Annotated in this window: 17 protein-coding genes; 9 read left to right on the top strand and 8 right to left on the bottom strand. The window is 73.8% G+C overall.

Features of this window, described 5'->3' with window-relative positions; genetic code table 11:
• Positions 1 to 33: 33 nt before the first annotated feature.
• A complete protein-coding gene (locus ACFYTT_RS19675) occupies positions 34 to 1,788 on the bottom strand; it encodes a DEDD exonuclease domain-containing protein (RefSeq protein WP_387260915.1) in 1,755 nt (584 codons plus the stop codon).
• A gap of 136 nt (positions 1,789 to 1,924) precedes the next feature.
• Here ACFYTT_RS19675 and ACFYTT_RS19670 point away from each other — a divergent pair, with 136 nt between their 5' ends.
• The 3 genes from ACFYTT_RS19670 to ACFYTT_RS19660 all read left to right on the top strand — a co-directional run bounded on the left by ACFYTT_RS19670 (position 1,925) and on the right by ACFYTT_RS19660 (position 5,925).
• A complete protein-coding gene (locus tag ACFYTT_RS19670) occupies positions 1,925 to 3,349 on the top strand; it encodes an NYN domain-containing protein (RefSeq protein WP_176094911.1) in 1,425 nt (474 codons plus the stop codon).
• 189 nt (positions 3,350 to 3,538) lie between these two features.
• A complete protein-coding gene (locus ACFYTT_RS19665; RefSeq protein ID WP_387260912.1) occupies positions 3,539 to 4,798 on the top strand; it encodes a M48 family metallopeptidase in 1,260 nt (419 codons plus the stop codon).
• A complete protein-coding gene (locus ACFYTT_RS19660; protein ID WP_387260909.1) occupies positions 4,795 to 5,925 on the top strand; it encodes a glycosyltransferase family 4 protein in 1,131 nt (376 codons plus the stop codon). Before ACFYTT_RS19665 ends, ACFYTT_RS19660 begins: the two co-directional genes overlap by 4 nt.
• 155 nt (positions 5,926 to 6,080) lie before the next feature.
• Here the strand turns inward: ACFYTT_RS19660 and ACFYTT_RS19655 are convergent, their stop codons facing one another.
• From ACFYTT_RS19655 to ACFYTT_RS19635, 5 genes are all read right to left on the bottom strand, one after another.
• Positions 6,081 to 7,736, bottom strand: a complete 1,656-nt coding sequence (locus ACFYTT_RS19655; RefSeq protein ID WP_387261022.1) for a putative bifunctional diguanylate cyclase/phosphodiesterase — start codon at positions 7,734 to 7,736, stop codon at positions 6,081 to 6,083.
• A gap of 79 nt (positions 7,737 to 7,815) precedes the next feature.
• Entirely contained in the window at positions 7,816 to 8,625 is an 810-nt protein-coding gene (locus ACFYTT_RS19650; protein WP_387260906.1) for an SAM-dependent methyltransferase, read from the bottom strand.
• A 197-nt stretch (positions 8,626 to 8,822) separates the two neighbouring features.
• The gene (locus ACFYTT_RS19645; RefSeq protein WP_088972416.1) at positions 8,823 to 9,491 is read right to left on the bottom strand and encodes a response regulator transcription factor; all 669 of its coding nucleotides are present in this window, start codon (positions 9,489 to 9,491) and stop codon (positions 8,823 to 8,825) included.
• A gap of 7 nt (positions 9,492 to 9,498) precedes the next feature.
• Entirely contained in the window at positions 9,499 to 11,193 is a 1,695-nt protein-coding gene (locus ACFYTT_RS19640; protein ID WP_131054281.1) for a GAF domain-containing sensor histidine kinase, read from the bottom strand.
• Positions 11,194 to 11,207: 14 nt separating this feature from the next.
• Positions 11,208 to 13,007, bottom strand: coding sequence for a long-chain fatty acid--CoA ligase (locus ACFYTT_RS19635; RefSeq protein WP_131054280.1), 1,800 nt, complete (start codon positions 13,005 to 13,007; stop codon positions 11,208 to 11,210).
• A 136-nt stretch (positions 13,008 to 13,143) separates the two neighbouring features.
• Here ACFYTT_RS19635 and ACFYTT_RS19630 point away from each other — a divergent pair, with 136 nt between their 5' ends.
• The 6 genes from ACFYTT_RS19630 to ACFYTT_RS19605 all read left to right on the top strand — a co-directional run bounded on the left by ACFYTT_RS19630 (position 13,144) and on the right by ACFYTT_RS19605 (position 18,566).
• Positions 13,144 to 13,599 carry an SRPBCC family protein gene (locus tag ACFYTT_RS19630; protein ID WP_131054279.1) on the top strand — a complete coding sequence of 152 codons (456 nt, stop codon included), beginning with the start codon at positions 13,144 to 13,146 and terminating at the stop codon, positions 13,597 to 13,599.
• Positions 13,600 to 13,639: 40 nt separating this feature from the next.
• Entirely contained in the window at positions 13,640 to 14,416 is a 777-nt protein-coding gene (locus ACFYTT_RS19625) for a hypothetical protein (RefSeq protein WP_387260902.1), read from the top strand.
• Positions 14,417 to 14,475: 59 nt separating this feature from the next.
• The gene (locus ACFYTT_RS19620) at positions 14,476 to 15,432 is read left to right on the top strand and encodes an ROK family glucokinase (RefSeq protein WP_176095951.1); all 957 of its coding nucleotides are present in this window, start codon (positions 14,476 to 14,478) and stop codon (positions 15,430 to 15,432) included.
• Position 15,433: 1 nt separating this feature from the next.
• Complete coding sequence (locus ACFYTT_RS19615; RefSeq protein ID WP_387260899.1) at positions 15,434 to 16,138, top strand: endonuclease/exonuclease/phosphatase family protein; 705 nt, start codon at positions 15,434 to 15,436, stop codon at positions 16,136 to 16,138.
• A 91-nt stretch (positions 16,139 to 16,229) separates the two neighbouring features.
• Positions 16,230 to 17,639, top strand: coding sequence for an NAD(P)/FAD-dependent oxidoreductase (locus tag ACFYTT_RS19610; RefSeq protein ID WP_176094905.1), 1,410 nt, complete (start codon positions 16,230 to 16,232; stop codon positions 17,637 to 17,639).
• Between the two features lie 123 nt (positions 17,640 to 17,762).
• Positions 17,763 to 18,566 carry an alpha/beta hydrolase gene (locus ACFYTT_RS19605; protein ID WP_387261019.1) on the top strand — a complete coding sequence of 268 codons (804 nt, stop codon included), beginning with the start codon at positions 17,763 to 17,765 and terminating at the stop codon, positions 18,564 to 18,566.
• Positions 18,567 to 18,617: 51 nt separating this feature from the next.
• Here ACFYTT_RS19605 and ACFYTT_RS19600 read toward each other — a convergent pair whose 3' ends face one another.
• Together ACFYTT_RS19600 and ACFYTT_RS19595 are read right to left on the bottom strand one after the other, a co-directional pair.
• Entirely contained in the window at positions 18,618 to 20,033 is a 1,416-nt protein-coding gene (locus tag ACFYTT_RS19600; protein ID WP_387260896.1) for a trehalose-6-phosphate synthase, read from the bottom strand.
• A 194-nt stretch (positions 20,034 to 20,227) separates the two neighbouring features.
• On the bottom strand, positions 20,228 to 21,076 hold the full coding sequence (locus ACFYTT_RS19595) for a DUF308 domain-containing protein (RefSeq protein ID WP_131054830.1): 849 nt from the start codon (positions 21,074 to 21,076) through the stop codon (positions 20,228 to 20,230).
• Positions 21,077 to 21,141: the final 65 nt, after the last annotated feature.

The following is a 21,141-nucleotide window of genomic DNA, read 5'->3' as shown; positions in this document are numbered from 1 at the left end:
AAGTGAGCCGACGTAGTCCGATCGGACAGTTGCTCATGAGCGTTCGGACCAGAGTTGGTGAGATGCGCCGCTCTCGGCCTTCTCCAGCAGGTCCCGGAAGCGGCCCGCGCCGGCCACCGGGGAGGCCCAACTGTCCGACATCTCGACCAGCCGGGTCTCCGGACGTTCCAACCAGGACAGGATCCGTTCCGACTCCTCCGGGGTGGCCGCCGGGACCGGACCGTGACCGGGCGACACCGTCTCGGCGGTGGCCCGGATCGTGGCCAGCGTCGGTCGAGGGTGGACGCCGGCCGGGGAGACCCCGGCACCGGCCAGCCGGCCGTGCCGCACCAGCGCCAGCTCCCAGCCACCTCCGGCGGCCGGGTGGGCGGCGGCCAGCTCGGCGATCCCGCTCAGCGCGGCGAGCCGCTGCATCCGCACGGTGGCCCGGAGCACCGCGGCCAGCCGGGACCGCAGCGTCGCGGCCTCCTCGTAGCGCTGGGCGGCGGCGAGCGTCTCGATCCGGGCGAGCAGGGCGTCCACCACCGGTTGGGGGTCACCGGTGGTGGCGGTGGCGAACGGCTGCACCGCGCGGTCGTCGTACTCCTGGGGGGTGATCCGGTGCTCGCAGGGCGCCGGGCAGCGACCCAGCTCGGCCAGGGCGCAGGCGGGGGTGATCGTGCGCAGCGACAGCCGGTGGGTGCACTGTCGCAGCGGCACCGCGTCGTGGAAACCGGCGGCGGCCAGCTCCGCGGTGCGCCGCGAGGTGAACGGACCGAGGTAGGCGCGGTCGCCGGGGGAGATCTCCCGGACCACCGACAACCGGGGGTACGGCCCGTCGGTCAGCTTCAGCCAGACCATCCGCTCCGGGTACTTCGACCGTCGGTTGTACGGCGGCGCGTGCGCCCCGATCAGCCGCAGCTCGCGGACCTCGGCCTCCAGCGGGTGCGCGCACTCCACCGCCTCGACGCGCTCGGCGGCGGCCAGCATCTCCGACATCCGGGCGCGTTTCTCGGCGGCCGTGAAGTAGCTGCGGACCCGGGTGGCGATGTCCCGGGAGGTCCCCACGTAGAGGGGCCGGTCGTCGGCGGCCCGGAAGATGTAGACACCCGGGGACCGGGGCAGGCCCTCGGCGAGGTGCCGTTTGCGGCGCTGGGTCGGGGTGACCGCGCGGGAGAACTCGATGGCGTCGCCGACGGTGTCGACCCGGTGGCCGCCGAGCCGGCCGATGAGCCCGTGCAGGACGTCCACGGTGGCCCGGGCGTCGTCCAGCGCGCGGTGGGTCGGCTGGGTGCCGGCCCGGAAGTACGCGGCCAGCGTGGCGAGCTTGCGGTTGGGCACCTCGTCGCGCAGCAGCACCCGGCGCGCGAGTGCGGCGGTGTCCAGCACCCGGAGGTTCGGCCAGCGGTAGCCGTGCCGGGCGCAGGCGGCCTTGAGGAAACCGACGTCGTACGGCGCGTTGTGCGCCACCAGCACGGCGTCCGAGACGAACTCCAGGAAGCTCGGCAGCACCTGCTCGATCGGTGGCGCCGGCAGCAGCATCGCCTGGGTGATGCCGGTCAGCACGGTGATGAACGGCGGGATCGGGACTCCGGGGTTGACCAGGGTGCCCAACACCCCCAGCTCCTCGCCGCCGCGCACCTTGACCGCGCCGATCTCGGTGATCCCGCCGCCGTCCGGGGCACCACCGGTGGTCTCCAGGTCGACCACCACGAACGTCGTCGCGTACAGGGGCAGCGCCGGGTCGACGCCGTCGACGGTCGGGTCGAGCCCGGCCAGCGCCGGCTGGAGGTACTCCTGTTGTGCCATCGCCGGCACGCTAACCGCCCGGTGCGACACTCCGGTCCCGGGCGTCCCATGGGTCCCGTACGTCACCACCGGTCTAGGATGAGAGATCGGCTCACTCACCAGGCGGTGGGCCCGGTCGCGGTGGGAGACTTGCCACATGCCCCTCACCGAGCCGTCCGACGACAACCTCCCGCAGGAGGAGCAGGTCGTCACGGTGCCGGCCGCTGGTGAGGTGGGTTCTGCCGACGGGGCGGCGACCGCTGGAGAGCCGGCGGAGCCGGAGCCGAGCCTGCCCGAGCCGGTCCGCCAACGGATCGTCTCGCTCACCGCCGCCGTGCTCCCCAGCCTGCCCTCCGACGAGGTGCCCGTGCCGTTGCGCCGGGTCGCCAAGTTCGCCCCCAACCGCCGGGCCCGACTCGGCGCGCCCGTGATCGCCGCCCAGCTCGCCGCCGACCCGCTGTTCCGGCAGCGGGTCACCGCCCGGGTCCTGGCCGACGCCGGTGACCTCGGCACCGCCGTGGTGGAGGGGACCGCACCCGCCGCCGCCGACCCGGTCGAGGTGGCGGCCCTGGCCTATCTGGCCCGACCTCGCGGCTGGCGCGAGCTGATCGACGCCAGCGGCGCGGCGGTCCGGGCCGAGGCGGACAGCGCGGTCGTCGCCGAGCTGGTCCGCCTGGCCGAGCAACGGGCCACCCGCGCCGAGCACGACCGGGCGGTGGCCCGGGTCGAGGCCGACAAGCTGCGCGACGAGGTGGCCCGGGTCCGTGAGGAGATGGGTCAGCTCCGCGAGGAGGCCCGCCAACTGGCCCGTACGCTCCGGGAGACCCAGGCCCGCGAGCGCCGGGCGGCCGAACTGCTCGCCACCGAGCGGGGCCGCGCCGCCCGCGCGGCGGCCGACGCCGACGCCGAGCTGCGCCGGGCCCGGGCGCGACTGGCCGAGGCCGAGGCGGCGGCCGGGGTGGCCCGGTCCAGCGCCAAGGAGGCCCGTTCGGTCGACGACGCGCGGCTGTGGCTGCTGCTGGAGACCATCGGTCAGGCCGCCGTCGGGCTGCGCCGCGAGCTGGCCCTGGACCCGGTCGACAAACTGCCGGCCGACTTCGTCGCGGACACCTACGCCGACTCGTCGGCGGCCACCCCGGCCGGTGCCGCCGCCCGCGCCCAGGACACCGACGACCCGGGCCGGTTGGACCAACTGCTCGCGCTGCCCCGGGCCCACCTGGTCGTCGACGGCTACAACGTGACCAAGCGCGGCTTCGGCGAGATGTCCCTGGAGCAACAACGCAAGCGCCTGATCAGCGGCCTCGGCGGCATCGCCGCGCAGACCGGTGACGAGGTCACCGTCGTCTTCGACGGCGCCGAACGCATGCATGGACTGCCACCCACCCCGCGCGGGGTGCGGGTGCTCTTCTCCCGCAAGGGGGAGACCGCCGACGAACTGATCCGCCGACTGGTCCGCGCCGAGCCGCCCGGTCGCGCGGTGGTGGTGGTCTCCTCCGACCGGGAGGTCGCCGACGGCGTACGCCGTCACGGCGCGTACCCGCTGGGGGCCGACTCGCTGCTGCGGCGGCTGGCCCGCTCCTGACCCGGCCGGTCCGAGCGACCGCGCGCGACGGTGGGCCGGCTCGGCGGCGATGCCCGGTCTGCTCGGCGCGGGCGCGGCCCCGGTCGTGGCGGGCAATAGGATGAGCGCCCATGGCGACAGGAGCGGCGAGATGAGGCGCACGGTGGGCGTCGGGCCCGGTGCCGGCCGTGGTGACGGCGGGACGGCCCGGTGAGTCCGCGCGGCTGGGCGGTGCTCACCCTGGTCGTCCTCGGCCTCACCGTGGTGCTGGCCGCGCTGGTGCTGATCCCGTGGCAGCGTCCGCCGGCCCCCCGCGCCGACCAGCTCGCGGCGCTGCGTGACCTGCCCACCGAACAGGTCGAGCGGGCCCGGGAGTTCCGGGCGGCGCTGCGCCCCGGCGGCTGGGCCGCGCTGGGCATCGGCCTGCTGGTGGCGCTGGCGCTCGGGTTGACGCCGCTGGGCAGCCGCCTGGTCGAGCTGGCCGGGCGCCCGTTCGGTGGGCACTGGACCGCCCAGGCGATCCTCGGCGGGCTGGCCGTGGTGCTCGTCGCCGACCTGCTGACGCTGCCGTTCGCCGCCTGGCGGCACAGCGTGCTCACCCGGTACGGGCTGGCCACCAACGGGTGGGGCGGCTGGGCGGTGGACCTGCTCAAGTCGTACGCGGTCAGCGCGGTGATCGGCGCGGTGGCCCTGCTCGGCTTCTACACCGTGATCCGGCTGGCGCCCCGCTGGTGGTGGGCGTTCGGCGCGGCCGGTGCGGCCACCCTGGTGGTGCTGCTCTCCTTCGTGCTGCCGGTGCTCGTCGAGCCGGTGTTCAACCGGATCAGTCCGATGGAACCGGGCCCGTTGCGCACCGAGCTGATGGAGCTGGCCGACCGCGACGGCGTACCCGTGCGCGACGTGCTGGTGGCCGACGCGTCCCGGCGCACCAACGCGGTCAACGCGTACGTCTCCGGGATCGGACCGACCCGGCGGGTGGTGGTCTACGACACCCTGCTGCGCGAGGCGACCCCGGCCGAGGTGAAGGCCGTGGTGGCCCACGAACTGGGCCACGCCCGCGACCGGGACGTGCCCATCTTCACGCTCACCGGCGCGCTGGGCGCGGCGGCGGCCGTGGTGGCGCTCTACCTGATCGGCTCCTGGCCGCCGCTGCTGCGCATGGCCGGGGTGGACTCGGTCGCCCAGCCCCGCGCGTTCCCGCTGTTGCTCGCCCTGGTCACGGTGGCCGGACTGGTGTTCACGCCGATGCAGGCGCTGATGTCGCGGCGGCTGGAGGCACGCGCCGACGCGCACGCGCTGGCGCTGACCGGTGACCCGGCCGCGTTCGAGGCGATGCAGCGCCGGATCTCCTCGGTCAACCTCGGCGACCCGGACCCGCCCCGCTGGGAGTACCTCTACTCCGCCACGCACCCGTCCACCGTGGAGCGGATCGCCGCCGCCCGCGCCTACACCCGAGAGGCCGGCCGATGAGCCGCACGCTGTTGATCACGAACGACTTCCCGCCCCGGCCGGGTGGGATCCAGTCCTTCGTGCACAACCTCGCGGTGCACCAGCCCGCCGGCTCGGTGGTGGTCTACGCGTCGAGCTGGCCCGACGCCGACAAGTTCGACGCCGACCAGCCGTACGAGGTGGTGCGTGAACGCACCAAGGTGCTGCTGCCCACCCCGCTGATCGCCCGACGGGCGGCCCGGTTGGCCCGCGCCTACGACTGCGACACGATCTGGTTCGGCGCGGCCGCCCCGCTCGGGCTGCTCGCCAACGGGCTGCGGCGACGGGCCGGCGTACGGCGGGTGGTCGCCCTCACCCACGGGCACGAGGTGGGCTGGGCGGCGCTCCCGGTGGCCCGGACCGCGCTGCGGCGCATCGGCCGGGGCGCCGACGTGGTGACCTACCTCGGCGAGTACACCCGCACCCGGTTGGCGCGGGCGCTGGACGGCCTGACCGACCTGCGCCGGCTCGCACCCGGAGTGGACGTGGACTTCTATCACCCGGCGGTCGACGGCAGCGGGGTACGCCACCGGCTGGGGCTCTCCGACCGGCCGGTGGTGGTCTGCGTGTCCCGGCTGGTGCCGCGCAAGGGCCAGGACATGCTGATCCGGGCACTGCCGCTGATCCGCCGCCGGGTGCCCGACGCCGCGCTGCTGGTGGTCGGTGGCGGCCCGTACCGGGCGACGCTGGCCCGGCTGGCCCGCCAGGCCGGGGTGGAGCGGGACGTGGTCTTCACCGGTTCGATCCCCGAGGCCGAGCTGCCGGCGCACTACGCGGCCGGTGACGTCTACGCGATGCCCTGCCGCACCCGCAACCGGGGGCTGGACGTGGAGGGACTCGGCATCGTCTACCTGGAGGCGTCGGCGGCCGGTCTGCCGGTGGTGGCCGGCAACTCCGGCGGCGCGCCCGACGCGGTCCGCGAGGGCGAGACCGGGTACGTGGTCGACGGCCGGGACCTCGCCGAGCTGACCGACCGGGTGGTCACCCTGCTCACCGACCGGGACCTGGCCCGCCAGTTCGGGGCGGCCGGCCGCGCCTGGGTGGAGCGGGAGTGGCGCTGGGAGACCCAGGCCCGCCGCCTGTCCGACCTGCTCACCGACCCGAGGTAAGGAAGGGCCCCCGGCTAACGCCTGGTGTATAGCAGGGGACCCCTCCTAACACACGAGCGCGCGGCACCCGAGCGCGTGCGGCGCGGCACCGAGCGCGGCGCGGCGCGGCACCGAGTGCACGCGGCGTGGTGCCTCGGCGGACCGGGCGCGGTGCCTCAGCGGATGCGGGCGAGGATGTTCTCGGCGGGGGCGGGACGGCCGAAGTGCCAGCCCTGGCCGGCGTCGCAGCCGATCGCGCGCAGCCGCTCGGCCTGCCCGACGGTCTCCACCCCCTCGGCGGTCACCGTCAGGTCCAGGGCGTGCGCCAGCGAGACCAGCGAGGCGAGGATGCGCTCGTTGGCCCGGTCGCCCGGTGAGCGCAACCCCCGGACGAACTCGCCGGCCACCTTCAGCTCCGTCACCGGCAGGTCACGCAGGTACGCCAGGTTGCTGTAGCCGGTGCCGAAGTCGTCGATGGCGATGCGGACGCCCAGGTCGGCCAGGGTGCGCAGGGCGCGTACCGGCTCCTCGGCGTTGCTCATCATGGTGCTCTCGGTGATCTCCAGTTGCAGCCGGTGCGGTGGCAGACCGGTACGCCGCAGCAGAGCGCTCACCTCCTCCACCAGCCCGGGACGGCGAACCTGGCGGACCGCGAGGTTGACGCTGACGTACGGCGGTGCGCCGGCGGCGGCCGTCCAGCCGACCGCCTCCCGGCACGCCTCGGCGAGGACCCAGGCCCCCAGCGGCACGATCAGCCCGGTCTCCTCGGCCAGCCCGATGAAGCTGTTCGGTCGCAGCACCCCCAGGTCCGGGTGACGCCAGCGCACCAGCGCCTCCACACCGAGCACCGAACCGTCGTGCAGCGACGTCAGCGGCTGGTAGTCGAGGTAGAACTCGCCGCGCTCCAGACCGGCGGGGATCGCCGCGCTCAACGCCTGACGGGCCTGCTCGCGGCCGTCGCGTTCGGCGTCGTAGAGCGCCCAGCCGCCGCCACCGGCCGACTTGGCCCAGTGCAGCGTGCTGCCGGCGGCCCGCAGCAGGTCGTCGGGGGAGGTGTCGGCGGCCCGCCGTTCCACCACCCCGACGCTGGCGGTGACCGTCACGTCGTGCCCGCCGACCACCACCGGCTCGGAGAGCGCGGCGAGGGCCGCCTCGGCGACCGCGACCACGTCACCGGTGCCGGTGGAGCGCTCCACCAGCACCACGAACGCGTCCCCGCCGAGCCGGGCCACCAGGTGCGGCTCCACCGACCGCGACAGCCGCCGGGCCGCCGCCACGAGGGCCCGGTCGCCGACCGAGTGACCGTACGAGTCGTTGACCCGCTTGAAGCGGTCCAGGTCGAGGAAGCACAATCCGACCCGCCGTCCGGCGCCGACCGTGCCGCCGAGCGCGGCGACCAGCCGTTCGGCGAACAGCGTGCGGTTGGGCAGGCCGGTCAGCGGGTCGTGGGTGGCCTGGTGGCGGAACCGGGCCTCGCTGGCCCGCAACGCCCGCTCCGCGTCCACCCGGGCGGTCAGCGCGGCCCGGCGGATCGACTCCTGCTCGTCCAGCGTCCGGTCGTGCAGGGCCCGCGCGTAGGCGGTGGCGATCGCGGCCAGCAGCCGGGCCATCCGGTCCTCGATGTCGTCGGCGACCAGGTCGAGGTCGCGGACCAGCCGGAGCTGGATCACCTCGACGGTGCGGCCGAGCGCCTCGGCGGAGGCGATGTGTGCGGCGACCAACTCGTTGGCGACCCGGTGGCCCACCCGCAGGTCGAGCGGCTCCGCCCGCAGCGCCTCGGCGAGCTGGTCGGTGAGCTGCTGCAACAGCAGCTCCAACTGGGCGTGTGGCATCGGCAGGTAGCTGGTCCCGGAGACCGCCTTGGCCCAGGCGCGGGCGAACGTGCCGGCGCAGGAACGGCCGTCCGGAGGCTCAACCACCGAGCCGCCCGACCCCGCCCAGGAAGACCGCCTGCTCGGCGTTCTCGGCGCTCTCCGGGGTCTCCGGACGCCACTGCGGCACCCACACCACCCCGGGCTCGACCAGCTCGAAGCCGTCGAAGAACGCGGTCAGCTCGGCCCGGCTGCGCACCCACAGCGGGCTGTCGGTGCGCTGGTAGACCTCCTCGGCCTCGGCCCGCTCGGCCTCGTCGCGGCCGTCGTCGCTGGCCTGCGAGAGCACCAGGTGGCTGCCGGGGGCCAGCGCCTTCCGCAGCGTACGCAGCAGGTCGGCCGGGCGGTCGTCGTCCGGTACGAAGTGCAGCACCGCGACCACCAGCACGGCGACCGGCTCGGAGAAGTCGATCAGGGCGTTGACGTCGGGATGCGCGAGGATCCGCTCGGGATGACGGAAGTCCTCCTGGACGACCGTGGCCCGCTCGGTGTCGGCCAGGATCTCCCGGCTGTGCGCCACCGCCACCGGGTCGACGTCGACGTAGACCACCCGGGAGTCGGGGGCGTGCCGCTGGGCGATCTCGTGCACGTTGCCGACGGTCGGGATGCCCGATCCGATGTCGAGGAACTGCCGGACTCCGGCGGCGGTGAGGTACTGCACGGCCCGGCGCAGGAAGGCGCGGTTGGCCTGGGCCATCAGCGGAGCCTCCGGCACCAGCGCCATCATCGCCCGGGCCGCTGCCCGGTCGGCGGCGAAGTTGTGCGAGCCACCGAGATAGTAGTCGTACATGCGGGCGACGCTGGGTCGTTCGACGTCGATCGTCTCGGGTGACCAGTCCGGCCGCTGCATGCCACACCCCTTCGCGCCAGCCGGGGCGACACCGCCCCGGCCGGTATTCTGCCCCGCCTGGGCGCGGGAGGCCATAGCGCGATCACGGAGAGGGTCATTGACGTGCGGAGATGCGTTTTCCTGCCGAGGGGCGACCCGACGCCCCGACGCCCCGGCGGCGAGGACGGGCCTCGACGCCGGGAGCCGCGACGGATGGATCAGAACTTCGGCGCGTCCGGGGCCTCGAGCAGACCGAGCCGCAGCGCGGTCATCAGCGCCTGGGCCCGGTTGGCCGCACCCAGCTTCTCGTACAGCTTCGAAATGTGGGTCTTGGCGGTGGACTCGCTGACGAAGAGCTGCTTGGCGATGCCGGCGACGCTCATCCCGTCGGCGAGCAGGCGCAGCACCTGGCCCTCGCGGGGGGAGAGCTGCGGACCGGACGGGGCGAGCCGCCGCTTCATCGCCTCGGCCAGGTCGGCGGCGGTGAAGGCGCTGGGGGAGGAGGCGGCGTGCCGGGCGGCGGCGACCACCTCGTCGGCGGGCGCGGTCTTCGGCACGAAGGCGCTGGCCCCGGCCTCCAGGGCGCCGAAGAGCTGGTCGTCGCCCGCGTACATGGTGAGCACCACGATGCCCATGGTGGCGCTGGACTTGCGCAGCGCGCGGGTGGCCTCCAGGCCGCTGCCGTCGGGGAGTCGCAGATCCATGATCACCACGTCCGGCTGCAGCGCGCCGGCCTGCCGTACGCCCTCGGCCGCCGTCGCCGCCTCGCCGACGACCTCGAACTGCCGGTCACGCTCGAAGGCGTGGCGTAGGCCCTTACGGATCAGGTCGTGATCGTCGACAAGGAGGACCTTGGTACGAGTGGCCGGTGTCGGGCTTGTGGTCATCCTCGGGTTACTCCCCTTCTGCTGCTGCGCCGCTACCGCGAACGTTATCGCGCCGGGGGGACGACCCGACCACCACCGCTACGGTCGTCCCGCTGGGCTGTCGCGGCCTGATCTCCAACCGGCCTCGGATACGTTCCGCTCTCTCGGCCATGATCGCAAGACCATAGTGCCCGTCCGAGCGCTGGTCACCTATGCCGTGACCGTCATCCGACACTTCGATCTGTGCGTACGGGGGATCCACCTCGCAGGTGACCCAGAGATTGGACGCTCCCGCGTGCTTACGCGCGTTGGTGACCGCCTCCTGGGCGATGCGCAGCAGCTCCGCCTCGGTCGCGGCGGGCAGCCGCGCGGTGGACTCGTCCAGCGACAGGTGCACCCGCAGCCCGCCGGAGGCGCCGACCGTCCGCGCGTACTCGGCGATGGCGGCGGCCAGGCCGCCGTGCCGGTCGACCTCGCTGCGCAGCTCGAACAGGCTCAGCCGCAGCTCGGTGATCACCCGGGTGACCTCGTGGCGCAGCGTCCGCAGCGAGTCGGCGGTCTCCTCGGCGTCGTCGTGCACGGTGGCCAGGGCGTTGTCGATGCCGTAGCCGACCATCACGAGTTCCTGCGCCACCCCGTCGTGGATCTCCCGGGCCAGTCGCTGCCGTTCCTCGTTGGTGGCCAGCGACCGCACCTCGTCGAAGAGGAGCGCCGCCTCCAGGCGCAGCGCCGCCGGACCGGTCAGCGCGGTCACCTGGGACACCACCGACGGCGGGTACGCCTGCCCGGCGTCGGCCTCCAGCACCACCAGCCCGACCGTACGCAGCCCGGCGACCAGCGGCACGATCAGCGCGGAGACGTCGTTGCCCCGGTGCGTGCGGGACTGCGAGCGGGCCGCGGTCTGCGGCTGCTGGCTGGCCCAGGCGTCGGCGATGGCCGAGTCGGCGTCGAGCGTGGTCTCCCAGTCGACCCGGTCGGCCCCGATCTGGGCGAGCACCACCAGCCGCCCGCCGCCACTGGCGGAGAGCACCGCACCCCGGTCGGTCCGGGCCACCGTGCGCAACTCCTCCAGCAGGTGCTCGGAGATGCCGCCCGGGTCGAGGGTCGCCCCGGGCAGTTGCCGGGCCACCGTACGGAGCTGGGTGAGCAGGCGGGTCGCCTCGGCGTACGGCTGCGGTTTGCCCTCCTGCCGGACCTGCATCACCCGGTGCAGGGTGCTGGCCGCGTAGAGCCCGAGCGCGGCGAGGATCAGCCATTGGGCGCAGACCGCCAGGTAGCCGGGTTGGCTGAGCTGGCGTACCCCGCCGACCTCGGTCAGCGCCCCGGCGACCAGCAGGGTCCCGGCGACGACCGCGATCAGCGTGGCGCCCTCGCGGAAGCGTCGCCGCAGCGCGGTCACGGTGACCGGCACGGCGAGGTAGGGCAGCACCGCGGAGGCGCCCAGCCCGCCGATGTGGCCGCCGACGGTGGCGACCGCCGCGACCTGGCTCGCGGCCAGGCCGAGCACCATCACCTCGGCCACCCGGCTCAGCGGCCCGACCAGGCGGTGCTGGGGTGCCAGCAGCGCGGGCAGTCCGGCGATCGCCAGCAGGGCGATCCACCAGAGTTGGGCCACGTCGCGGGTGGCGAGCAGGGTGAGGACGGCGACCAGCGCGAGCACGACCACCCGCGCCGCCGCGGCGAGCGGGTGGGAACGGGCCAGGGCCGATGTCGAGGCGGGCACGTGACGGATCGTAGTCAGGAGCCGTAGATGTCGGCGATCTCCGCCGCGTACGTCTTGTGGACGACCTGACGCTTGACCTTCATCGACGGCGTCAGCTCGCCGGTGGCCTCGGTGAAGTCGCGGGGCAGGATCCGGAACACCTTGATCGCCTCGGCCTTGGAGACCGACTGGTTGGCCCGGTCCACCGCGGCCTGGATCTCGGCCCGCAACGCCTCGTTCTCGCGCAGCGACTCGACGTCGGTCCCGGCCGGCAGCCCGGCCGACTCCAGCCAGGCCGGCAGGGCCTCCTCGTCGAGGGTGACCAGCGCGGCGATGAACGGCTGCCGGTCGCCCACCACCAGGCACTGGCTGACCAGGCGGTGTGCCCGGACCTGGTCCTCCAGCACGGCCGGGGCGACGTTCTTGCCGCCGGCCGTCACGATGATCTCCTTCTTCCGGCCGGTGATGGTCAGGTAGCCGTCGCCGTCGAGCGAGCCGAGGTCACCGGTGTGGAACCAGCCGTCGGCGGTGATCGCCTCGGCGGTGGCCGCGTCGTTGTGCCAGTACCCCTGGAAAATCAGCTCACCGGCGATGAGGACCTCGCCGTCGTCGGCGATCCGGATGGTCACACCGGGCAGCGGCCGACCGACGGTGCCGATGCGGGTGAAGTCCGGCAGGTTCGCCGAGGCGGCGGGGGAGGTCTCGGTCAGGCCGTACCCCTCGCAGACGGTCACCCCGACGCCCCGGAAGAAGTGCCCCAGCCGCGCACCCAGCGGCGCGCCGCCGGAGATCGCGTCCCGGCACCGGCCGCCCAGCGCGGCCCGCAGCTTGCCGTAGACCAGCTTGTCGAAGAGCGCGTGCTGCAGGCGCAGGCCCAGGCCCGGCCCGGACGAGGTCTCCAGCGCCTCGCTGTACGCGATGGCGACCGCCTCGGCCCGCGCGAAGATCTTGCCCTTGCCGGCGGCCTCGGCCTTCTGCTTCGCGCCGTTGTAGACCTTCTCGAAGACCCGGGGCACGGAGAGCACGAAGGTCGGCTTGACCTCCTGCAACTCGGCGACCAGGTGCTTGGGGTCGGCGCAGTGCGCCATGGTCACCCGGGCGTGCACCACGCCGATCTGGATGAGCCGGGCGAAGGAGTGCGCCAGCGGCAGGAACAGCAGGGTCGACGCGTTCGGGCGGAACAGGTTCGGCAGCACCGGGACGGCGTTGGCGATGTCGGCGTACATGTTGCGGTGGGTCAGCACGCAGCCCTTGGGTCGGCCGGTGGTGCCGCTGGTGTAGATGATCGTGGCGACGTCCGAGGAGCGCAGGTCCGCGCGTCGGCGGTCGATCTCGGTCGGTTCCACCGCCTGGCCGGCGGCGACCAGGTCGTCCACCCCGCCGAGGTCGATCTGCCAGAGGTGGGCCAGGTCGGGCAGGTCGTCGCGGACGCCGGCCACCAGGGTGGCGTGCGCGGTGGTCTCCACCACGACGCCGACCGCGCCGGAGTCGGCCAGGATCCAGGCGGCCTGCTCGGCGCTGGAGGTCTCGTAGATCGGCACGGTGACCGCGCCGGCCGCCCAGATGGCGTAGTCGACCAGGGTCCACTCGTACCGCGTGCGGCTCATCAGCGCGACCCGGTCACCGGGCCGGACCCCGGCCGCGACCAGGCCCCGGGCCACCGCCACCACCTCGTCGCGGAACTGCCGGCAGGTCACGTCGACCCATCCGCCGGAGCCGTCCCGTCGGACGAACTGGACCAGGTCCGGGGCGGCTTCGGCGTTGTCCCAGACCGGGTCGGTCAGGTTGGCGGAATCGCCGACCGTGACGATCGGCGGGACGGAGAACTCGCGCACCTGCACTCCCTCGTGCTCGCTGGCCGGGTCTGCCGCCTGGCGGCTGGAGTGAAACCTACCGTCTGACCGGCGTAGGAGCACATCGCAGGTGGGGCGGCGCGGCGCGGGCCCTGCACGGGACGGGTAGCCTCCCCCCATGGCGGACTCCTCCACCCAGTCGATCACCATCGGCGCGCCACCGGACCGGGTGGTGGCGGTGATCTGTGACTTTCCGAGCTATCCCGAGTGGGCCGAGGCGGTGCGGCAGGCCGAGGTCGTCGAGGAGTACGAGGACGGCTATGCCAGCCAGGTCCGGTTCGTCCTCGACGCCGGGGTGATGGCCGACGAGTACGTGCTCGAGTACGGCTACTCCGAGGACCTGTCCCACATCGAGTGGCACCTGGTGGCGCCCTCGAAGATGCAGAGGTCCCAGCGCGGCTCGTACGACCTGGTGGTCGACGCCGACGGGGGCACCACCGTGACGTACACGCTCGAGGTGGAACTCGCGGTCGGAATGCTCGGGATGTTCCGCCGCAAAGCCGAGAAGATGATCATGGATGCTGCGTTGAAGCAGCTCAAGCGCCGGGTAGAAACACTCGGTTCGGCGCAGTGACGCGTCCGGCGACCCGGTCGCCACGGTAGAGGAGCCCAGCATGGGTGCGACAGATCCGGGTACGGCCCGGGAAGAGGCGGAGCGGCTGGTCGCCACTCTGCTGGCCGGCGTACGGCTGGCCGCCGCGAACCCCGGCGCCGGGCCGTTCGGCCCGCTCGGTGGGATGGTGACCAGTGTCCTCGGTCACAAGGACGCCCCCGGTGACCGGGGTGGGCGCACCGAAACCGCCGGTGCCGGTTTCGCCACCGGTGCTGCGGAATGCTGCGTCTGTCCGGTCTGTCGAGGTATCAGCGCGTTGCGTGACCCGAGTCCGGAGTTCGCCGAACGGCTTGCCACCGGTGCCGGCGACCTCGCCGCCGGTCTGGCCAGCTTCCTGCGGGCCTTCACCCCGGCCGACCCGCACTCCGACCCCACCGCACCGCCCTTCGCCCCGTCCCGTCCCGACCCCGACCCCGCCGGGCCCCCGTCCGACCCCCCGGCGCCCACCGCAGGCCCGTCCACGACCGCCGGGCGCAGCCCGGACAGTGATCACGTGTGGCGCGAGGCGACCCGTACCGGGCATGATTCTCAGCCGGCACCGGAGCGGGACGTCTGGTCCGCCGCCACACGGGCGGAGGACGGCGCCGCACCGGTCGCCACGCCCGTCGACGCCGCCGGGCCGGTCGGGCCGACCGCACGCCGCACGCCGGGCGACCGCCCGGTGGTGCCCGCCTCGCGGGTGCCCGACGGTACGCCCGCACCGGGTGGCGAGCCCGCACCGGAGGCGGAGGCCGTTCCGGGCAACGGGCCGCAGGGCGAGCCAGGCGACGGGGCCTGACCAGGGAGGACCCGTACCACCGGCGAGGGCAGGTGCGCGGGGTGGCACAGCAGAGGGGAGTGGCAGCGGTGACGCTGACCATCGGAGTCGACGTCGGTGGCACGAAGGTGGCCGGCGGTGTCGTCGACGACACCGGCAGGGTTCTCGTGCAGACCCGACGGGACACCCCCGCCGACGACGTCGGCAAGACGCGGGACGTCATCATCGAACTGGTCACCGAGCTCGCCTCCGGACACGAGATCCAGGCGGTCGGCATCGGCGCGGCGGGCTGGATCGACGCCGGCCGCTCGACCGTCCTGTTCGCCCCCAACCTGGCCTGGCGCGACGAGCCGCTGCGCGCGTACGTCAGCGCGGCCGTCGGGCTGCCGGTGATCGTGGAGAACGACGGGAACGTGGCCGCCTGGGCCGAGTTCCGTTACGGCGCCGCCCGGCAGGCCGAGGACTCGATGGTCATGTTCACCATCGGCACCGGTGTCGGCGGCGGCATCGTGCTCGGCGGTGAGCTGGTCCGGGGCGCCAACGGCATCGCCGCCGAACTCGGTCACATGCTCACCGTGCCCGACGGCCACCAGTGCGGCTGCGGACGGCTGGGCTGCATCGAGCAGTACGCCAGCGGCAGCGCCCTGGTCCGCTTCGCCCGCGCCGCCGCCCGGCAGGAACCGCACCGCGCCACCGCGCTGCTGGAACTGGCCGACGGCGAGGCCGAGGCGATCACCGGTCCGATGGTGACCGCCGCGGCCAAGGGCGGTGACCCGGTGTCGGCCGAGGCGTTCGCCCAGGTCGGGCGCTGGCTCGGCACCAGCCTGGCGGACATGGCGCAGATCCTCGACCCGCAGGTCCTGGTCGTCGGCGGCGGCGTCATCGACGCCGGTGACCTGCTGATGGGCCCGACCCGACGCTCGTTCACCGATGCGTTGGCGCAGCGCAGCCGGTTGCCGGTGGCCGACATCCGCCCCGCCGAGCTGGGCAACTCGGCCGGCGTCATCGGCGCGGCCGACCTCGCCCGACGGATCTGACATGGGTGCTCCCGGAGTGCCGCTGCGCGTCGTGTCGTACAACGTGCACGGCCAGCGCGACGACACCGCCGCGCTGGCCGAGGTGGTCCGCACGACGGCGCCGGACGTGGTGGTGGTCCAGGAGGGCCCGCGTCGCTTCCGGTGGCGGGAGAAGTCGGCCGCGTTGGCCGAGTCGTTCGGCCTGGTGGTCGCCGCCGGTGGGTTGCCCGCCCTGGGCAACCTGGTCCTCACCGACCTGCGGGTACGGGTGACCGACGCCCGGTGCCGGCGGTTCCCGCTCACCCCCGGGCGGCACCTGCGCGGCGCCGCGTTCGCCGACTGCGTGGTGGGCCGGTCCGCCCGGTTCACCGTGGCCGGCTCGCACCTGTCCACCGACCCGACCGAGCGGCCCGGCCAGGCGGAGCTGTTCCGGCGGGACCTGGCCGCCGCGCCGTACCCGGTGATCGCCGCCGCCGACCTCAACGAGGAGCCGGGCGAACCGGCGTGGCGGACCGTCGCGGAGGGGCTGACCGACACGGCGGTGGCCGCGGACCGCACCGACCGGCTCACCTACTCCTGCGCGAACCCCCGGCGGCGCATCGACGCCCTCTTCGTCGACCCCCGGATCACCGTGGTCGACTACGACGTGCTGGACACCCCGCTGACCCGCCGTGCCAGCGATCATTTTCCGATCCTGGTCGACCTGCTGATACCCGCCGCCGACTGACCGGCGGCGCTCCGGCGGGCTGGACATCCCGCTCCGGAGTGGAGAGGATTTCGCGCGACCCGGCACCCGTGCGGAGACGAAGGAGACCCCGGTGCCCACCCCCACCGAGCACCACGGTCGGTCCGAACCGGAGACGACCCCCCTCGCCCGCAGCCGTGACGGCAGTCCGGTCTCCGACCGGGGCGACACCGTCTGCGTCATCGGCGCCGGCGCCAGCGGCCTGACCGCCGTCAAGAACCTCGCCGAGCACGGCTTCGGCGTCGACTGCTACGAGCGTGAGACGGGCATCGGCGGTGCCTGGAACTGGCGGCACGACCGCAGCCCGGTGTACGCCAGCACGCACCTGATCTCGTCGCGGCCGTTCACCCAGTTCCCCGACTTCCCGATGCCCGACGACTGGCCCGACTACCCGCACCACAGCCGGGTGCTGTCCTACTTCGAGCGGTACGCCGACCACTTCGACCTGCGCCGGCACATCTGGTTCGGCACGGAGGTGGTGCGGGTCGAACCGGTCGGCGACGACCGCTGGGACGTCACCACCCGCAGCACCGGCGGGTACGGCCCGGAGCGCACCTCCCGGTACGCCGCCGTGGTGATCGCCAACGGACACAACTGGTCGCCGAAGCTGCCCCGCTACGAGGGGTTGGAACAGTTCCGGGGCGAGGTGATGCACGCGTCGTCCTACAAGGACCCGGCCCAGTTGCGCGGCAAGCGGGTGCTGGTGGTGGGCGCCGGCAACACCGGGTGCGACATCGCGGTGGAGGCCGCCCAACAGGCCGCACGCTGCTGGCACTCCACCCGCCGGGGCTACTGGTATGCCCCGAAGTACGTCTTCGGCCGCCCCGCCGACCAGGTCAACGACACGCTGCTGGCGTTGCGGGTGCCGCTGCGGGTACGCCAGTGGCTCTACCACCGCACGTTGCGGCTGACCGTCGGTGACCTGACCCGTTTCGGCCTGCCCCGGCCCGACCACCGGGTGTACGAGACGCACCCGATCGCCAACAGCCAACTCGTCTACTACGTCGGCCACGGTGCGATCGCGCCGGTGCCGGACGTGACCCGGTTCCACTCGCATTCGGTGGAGCTGACCGACGGTCGGCAGATCGACCCGGAGGTGGTCGTCTTCGCCACCGGTTACCTGCCGCGCTTCGAGTTCCTGGACGGAAAGCTCCTCGGCGACGACGAGGGCGTGGGTCGTCCCCGGTTGTGGCTCAACGCGTTCGTGCCGGAGCACCCCACCCTCGCGGTGACCGGCCTGGTCCAACCGGACTCCGGCGTGTTCGCCCTGTCGCACTGGCAGGCCGTGCTCTTCGCCCGGCTGCTGCGACTGCGGACCACCCGGCCGGACCGGGCGACGGCGTTCGCCGCACGGGTCCGGGCCGGTGCCGGTGAGCGTTACTCGGGTCAGGTCAAGGACTCGACCCGGCACTGGTTCGAGGTCGGCCACGCCGACTACCTGCGGGTGCTGGAACGCGCGTTGCGCGACCTGGAGGCCAAGTGAGCGAGCGAAGCGAGGCGGCGGCGTGAGCGAGCGTGGCGAGCGAGCCATTGGGTTCAGGGCGGGTGTGTCTCGCGCTGTCGGGGAGCGAAGCGAGGCGGCGGCGTGAGCGACCGGGTGCGGGTGATGCGGAGCTGGGAGTGGGCGCGGCCGGTGCGTCCGGTGCGCCGTGAGGTGCTCGGCGCCACGCCCGAGCTGGAGGAGGGGCGGCCACCCCTGTTGTTCGTGCCCGGCTTCGGGCACGGTGCCTGGGTGTACGCCGAACACTGGCTCGGGCACGCCGCCGCGCGGGGGTTCCCGGCGTACGCGGTGAGCCTGCGCGGGCACGGCGACAGCGGTCCGGCGCCGGACGCGACGCTGCGCGCGTACGCCCACGACGTGGTGCAAGTGGCGGCGGGCCTGCCACGCCAGGCGGTGCTGGTGGGGCACGGTGCCGGGGCACTGGTGGTCGCGCACGCCCTGGCCCGGTATCCGGCCCGGGCGGCGGTGCTGGTGGCACCGGTGCTCGGCGGGTGGGCGACGTTCGGCGCCGCGCTGCGGCGCAACCCGCTCGGCACGCTGCCGGCGGTCTTCGGCGGTGGGCTGCGTCTGCACCGCCGCCAGTTGTTCAGCGACGAGCTGCCCGACGCCGACGCGCGGCGCTACACCGGTCGGTTGGGGCGGGCGGCCCGGCGGGCGCAGTGGCGGCTGCTGACCGGAGCCGAGCCGGAGCCGCCGGTGGGCCGCCCGCCGGTGCTGGTGCTGGGCAGTCCGGACGACCGGGTGGTGCCGCCGTCGGCGCTGACCGGGGCGGCCCGCCGGTACGACTCGGCACCGCTGCTCTTCCCCGGCATGGGGCACGACCTGATGCTCGACGCGCGGTGGCAGGAGCCGATCGACGCGATCCTGGACTGGCTGGACAAGGGCCCGGCCCGCGACGACCGTCCCTGAACGCGCGACCTCCCGGCCCGGTCCGCGGGGACCGGGCCGGAGTCACCCGCCTCAGCCGCTGGTGAGGTGGGTGACCAGCTCGCCGCTCTGGTCCAGGGTGGAGAGATAGGACCGGGCCCAGGCCCGGATGTCGTGTTCGTGCAGGTGCTCGCGCATGGCCCGCATCCGGGCCCGGACGTCCGCCGGGTCGGCCCGCAGCGCCGCGAGCAGGCCCTGCTTGAGCCCCTCCAGGTCGTGCGGGTTGACCAGGTACGCCTGCGGCAGCTCGGCGGCTGCTCCGGCGAACTCGCTGAGCAGCAGCGCGCCCGCGTCGTCCACCCGGGCGGCGAGGTACTCCTTGGCGACCAGGTTCATGCCGTCCCGCAGCGGGGTCACCGCCATCACGTCGGCGACCCGGTAGAGCGCGGCCAGTTCGGCCCGGTCGAACGGCTGGGTCAGGTAGTGGATCGCGGGCTCGCCGACCCGGCCGAACTCGCCGTTGATCCGTCCGACCTCGCGTTCCACCCGGTCGCGGAGGATCTGGTACTGACCGACCCGCTCCCGGCTGGGCACGGCGACCTGCACCAGCACGGTGTCGCGGACCTTGACGTGGCCACCGGCCAGCAGCTCGCTGTACGCCTTGAGCCGCTGTTCGATGCCCTTGGTGTAGTCCATCCGGTCGACGCTGAGGATGACCTGGTCCGGGCTGCCGAGGTCGTGCCGCAGTCGCCGGGCCCGGTCCGCCACCGCCGGCCGACCGGCCAGCGCGGCCATCTCGGCGGTGTCGATGCTGACCGGGAACGCCCCGATGCGGACCACCCGGTCCTCGACCGCGATCCGCCGGTCGGTGGCCGGCAGGCCCAGCACCTTCGAGACCAGTTGGGCGAAGTTGTGCGCGGCCTGGGCCCGTTGGAAACCGACCAGGTCGGCGCCGAGCATGCCCCGGAGCAGTTCGGCGCGGCGGGGGAGCTGCATGAACAGCTCCGGCGGCGGGAACGGCACGTGCAGGAAGAAGCCGATGCGCAGGTCGGGTCGGAGCGTGCGGAGCAGCCCCGGCACCAGTTGCAGGTGGTAGTCCTGCACCCAGACCACCGCGCCGGTCTCGGCGACCTCGGCGGTGGCCTCCGCGAACCGCTGGTTGACCCGCTGGTACGCGTCCCACCACCGTCGGTGGTGTTCCGGCTGCTCGACCGCGTCGTGATAGATCGGCCAGAGGGTCGCGTTGGCGAACCCCTCGTAGTGGTCGCGCAGGTCCTCGCCGGTCAGCGGTACGGCGTGCATCCGCACCCCGTCGACGTCCGGCAGGCTGGGTGCGGGGCCTGTCCCGCCCGCCCAACCGACCCATGTCGCCGGGGTGTGTCGTAACAGTGGGTGTAGCGCACTCACCAGCCCGCCTGGGCTGCGGCGCCACTCACAGGCGCCGTCGAGCGCCACGTTGTCGTCGATGGGGAGGCGGTTGGCCACCACCACGAGAGAACTCTGTCGCATCTCGGGCATTCCGATCAGCAGGGGAGTGACCGCCCACGAGAACAGGAACAACCGGGCAGTCGGCGGGTGACGTGACGTACTGCGGTATTCCTACTGACAGTAAGTTACACCACTGTTACGCCCCCTGGTGTGGGCGTGCGCGTCCCGGTATCCGGGCGGCTACCGTACGCGGTCGGTGGGAGTTGCCGGTCGGCTCAGACGACCGCGCCGTCGTCCGGCCCCCGGTCCTCGGCGTCGCCGGGGCGCAGCCGCCACACCAGCGTGACGAATCCGGCCAGGATGCCGGTGAAGCCGAGCAGCGTCACGATGCTCGGGTCGGCGGGGAGCAGGTCCGGGAAGAGGAACAACACGAAGCCGAGCATCACGGCGAGGACGCCCGCCACGGCATACTTCGACACCCGGGGCAGGGGCGGAGGCGGCGGCGGGACATAGCGTTCGTCGTCGTCGGGGTGGTCCGGCAGGTCGGCACCGAACGTGTCCAGGCCCTCCAGCAGCGACGGACCGTCGCCGTCGCGCGGGCCACGGCCCACCGAGACGCCGGAGACGTCGGCGGCGTACGGCAGCCGGCGGACGTCGGTGGCGGTCGGTCCGGCCGGCTCCTCGGGCGTCGGCCGGGGGGTGGTGATCGTGCTGCTGCCGCCGTCGGGCTGGTCGTCCACGTTCTCGGCGGCGGGCCACGGGTGGTCCCCGCTGCCCGGCGAGTTGTGGAAACCGGCGACGATCCGTTCCCACTCGGCGTCGATGTCCGGTTCCTCGGCGCGGGCCGTGCCGGTCTCGTCGGCGAGCTGACTGAGGTAGTCCCGCGCGGTGCTCAGATGCGAACGGTCCACGTAGAGCCGGTCGACCGGCCGGGCGGGGACCGTGGTGGTGCGGGTGACCGGGTTCAGATCGGCCGAGGGTTGCAGATACGCGGCGATGCCGCCGGCGGCCAGCACGTCGAGCAGGTGCTCACCGACGCGCGGGTCGACGTCGCCGGCGATGGCGTACTCGCTGGCGTCGAGCCCGTTGTCCCGCCGTCCCCGGCGGGCCCCACCCGCTGACACCGGACCATCCTCCTCATCGCGCCGCCGGCGCGCCCCGCGTCCAGCCCCTCGACGCACCCCCGCAC

The sequence above is a fragment of the Micromonospora sp. NPDC003816 genome, from assembly GCF_042874705.1.
Classification (GTDB): Bacteria; Actinomycetota; Actinomycetes; order Mycobacteriales; family Micromonosporaceae; genus Micromonospora.
This window is presented reverse-complemented; position numbering and strand designations above follow the sequence as displayed.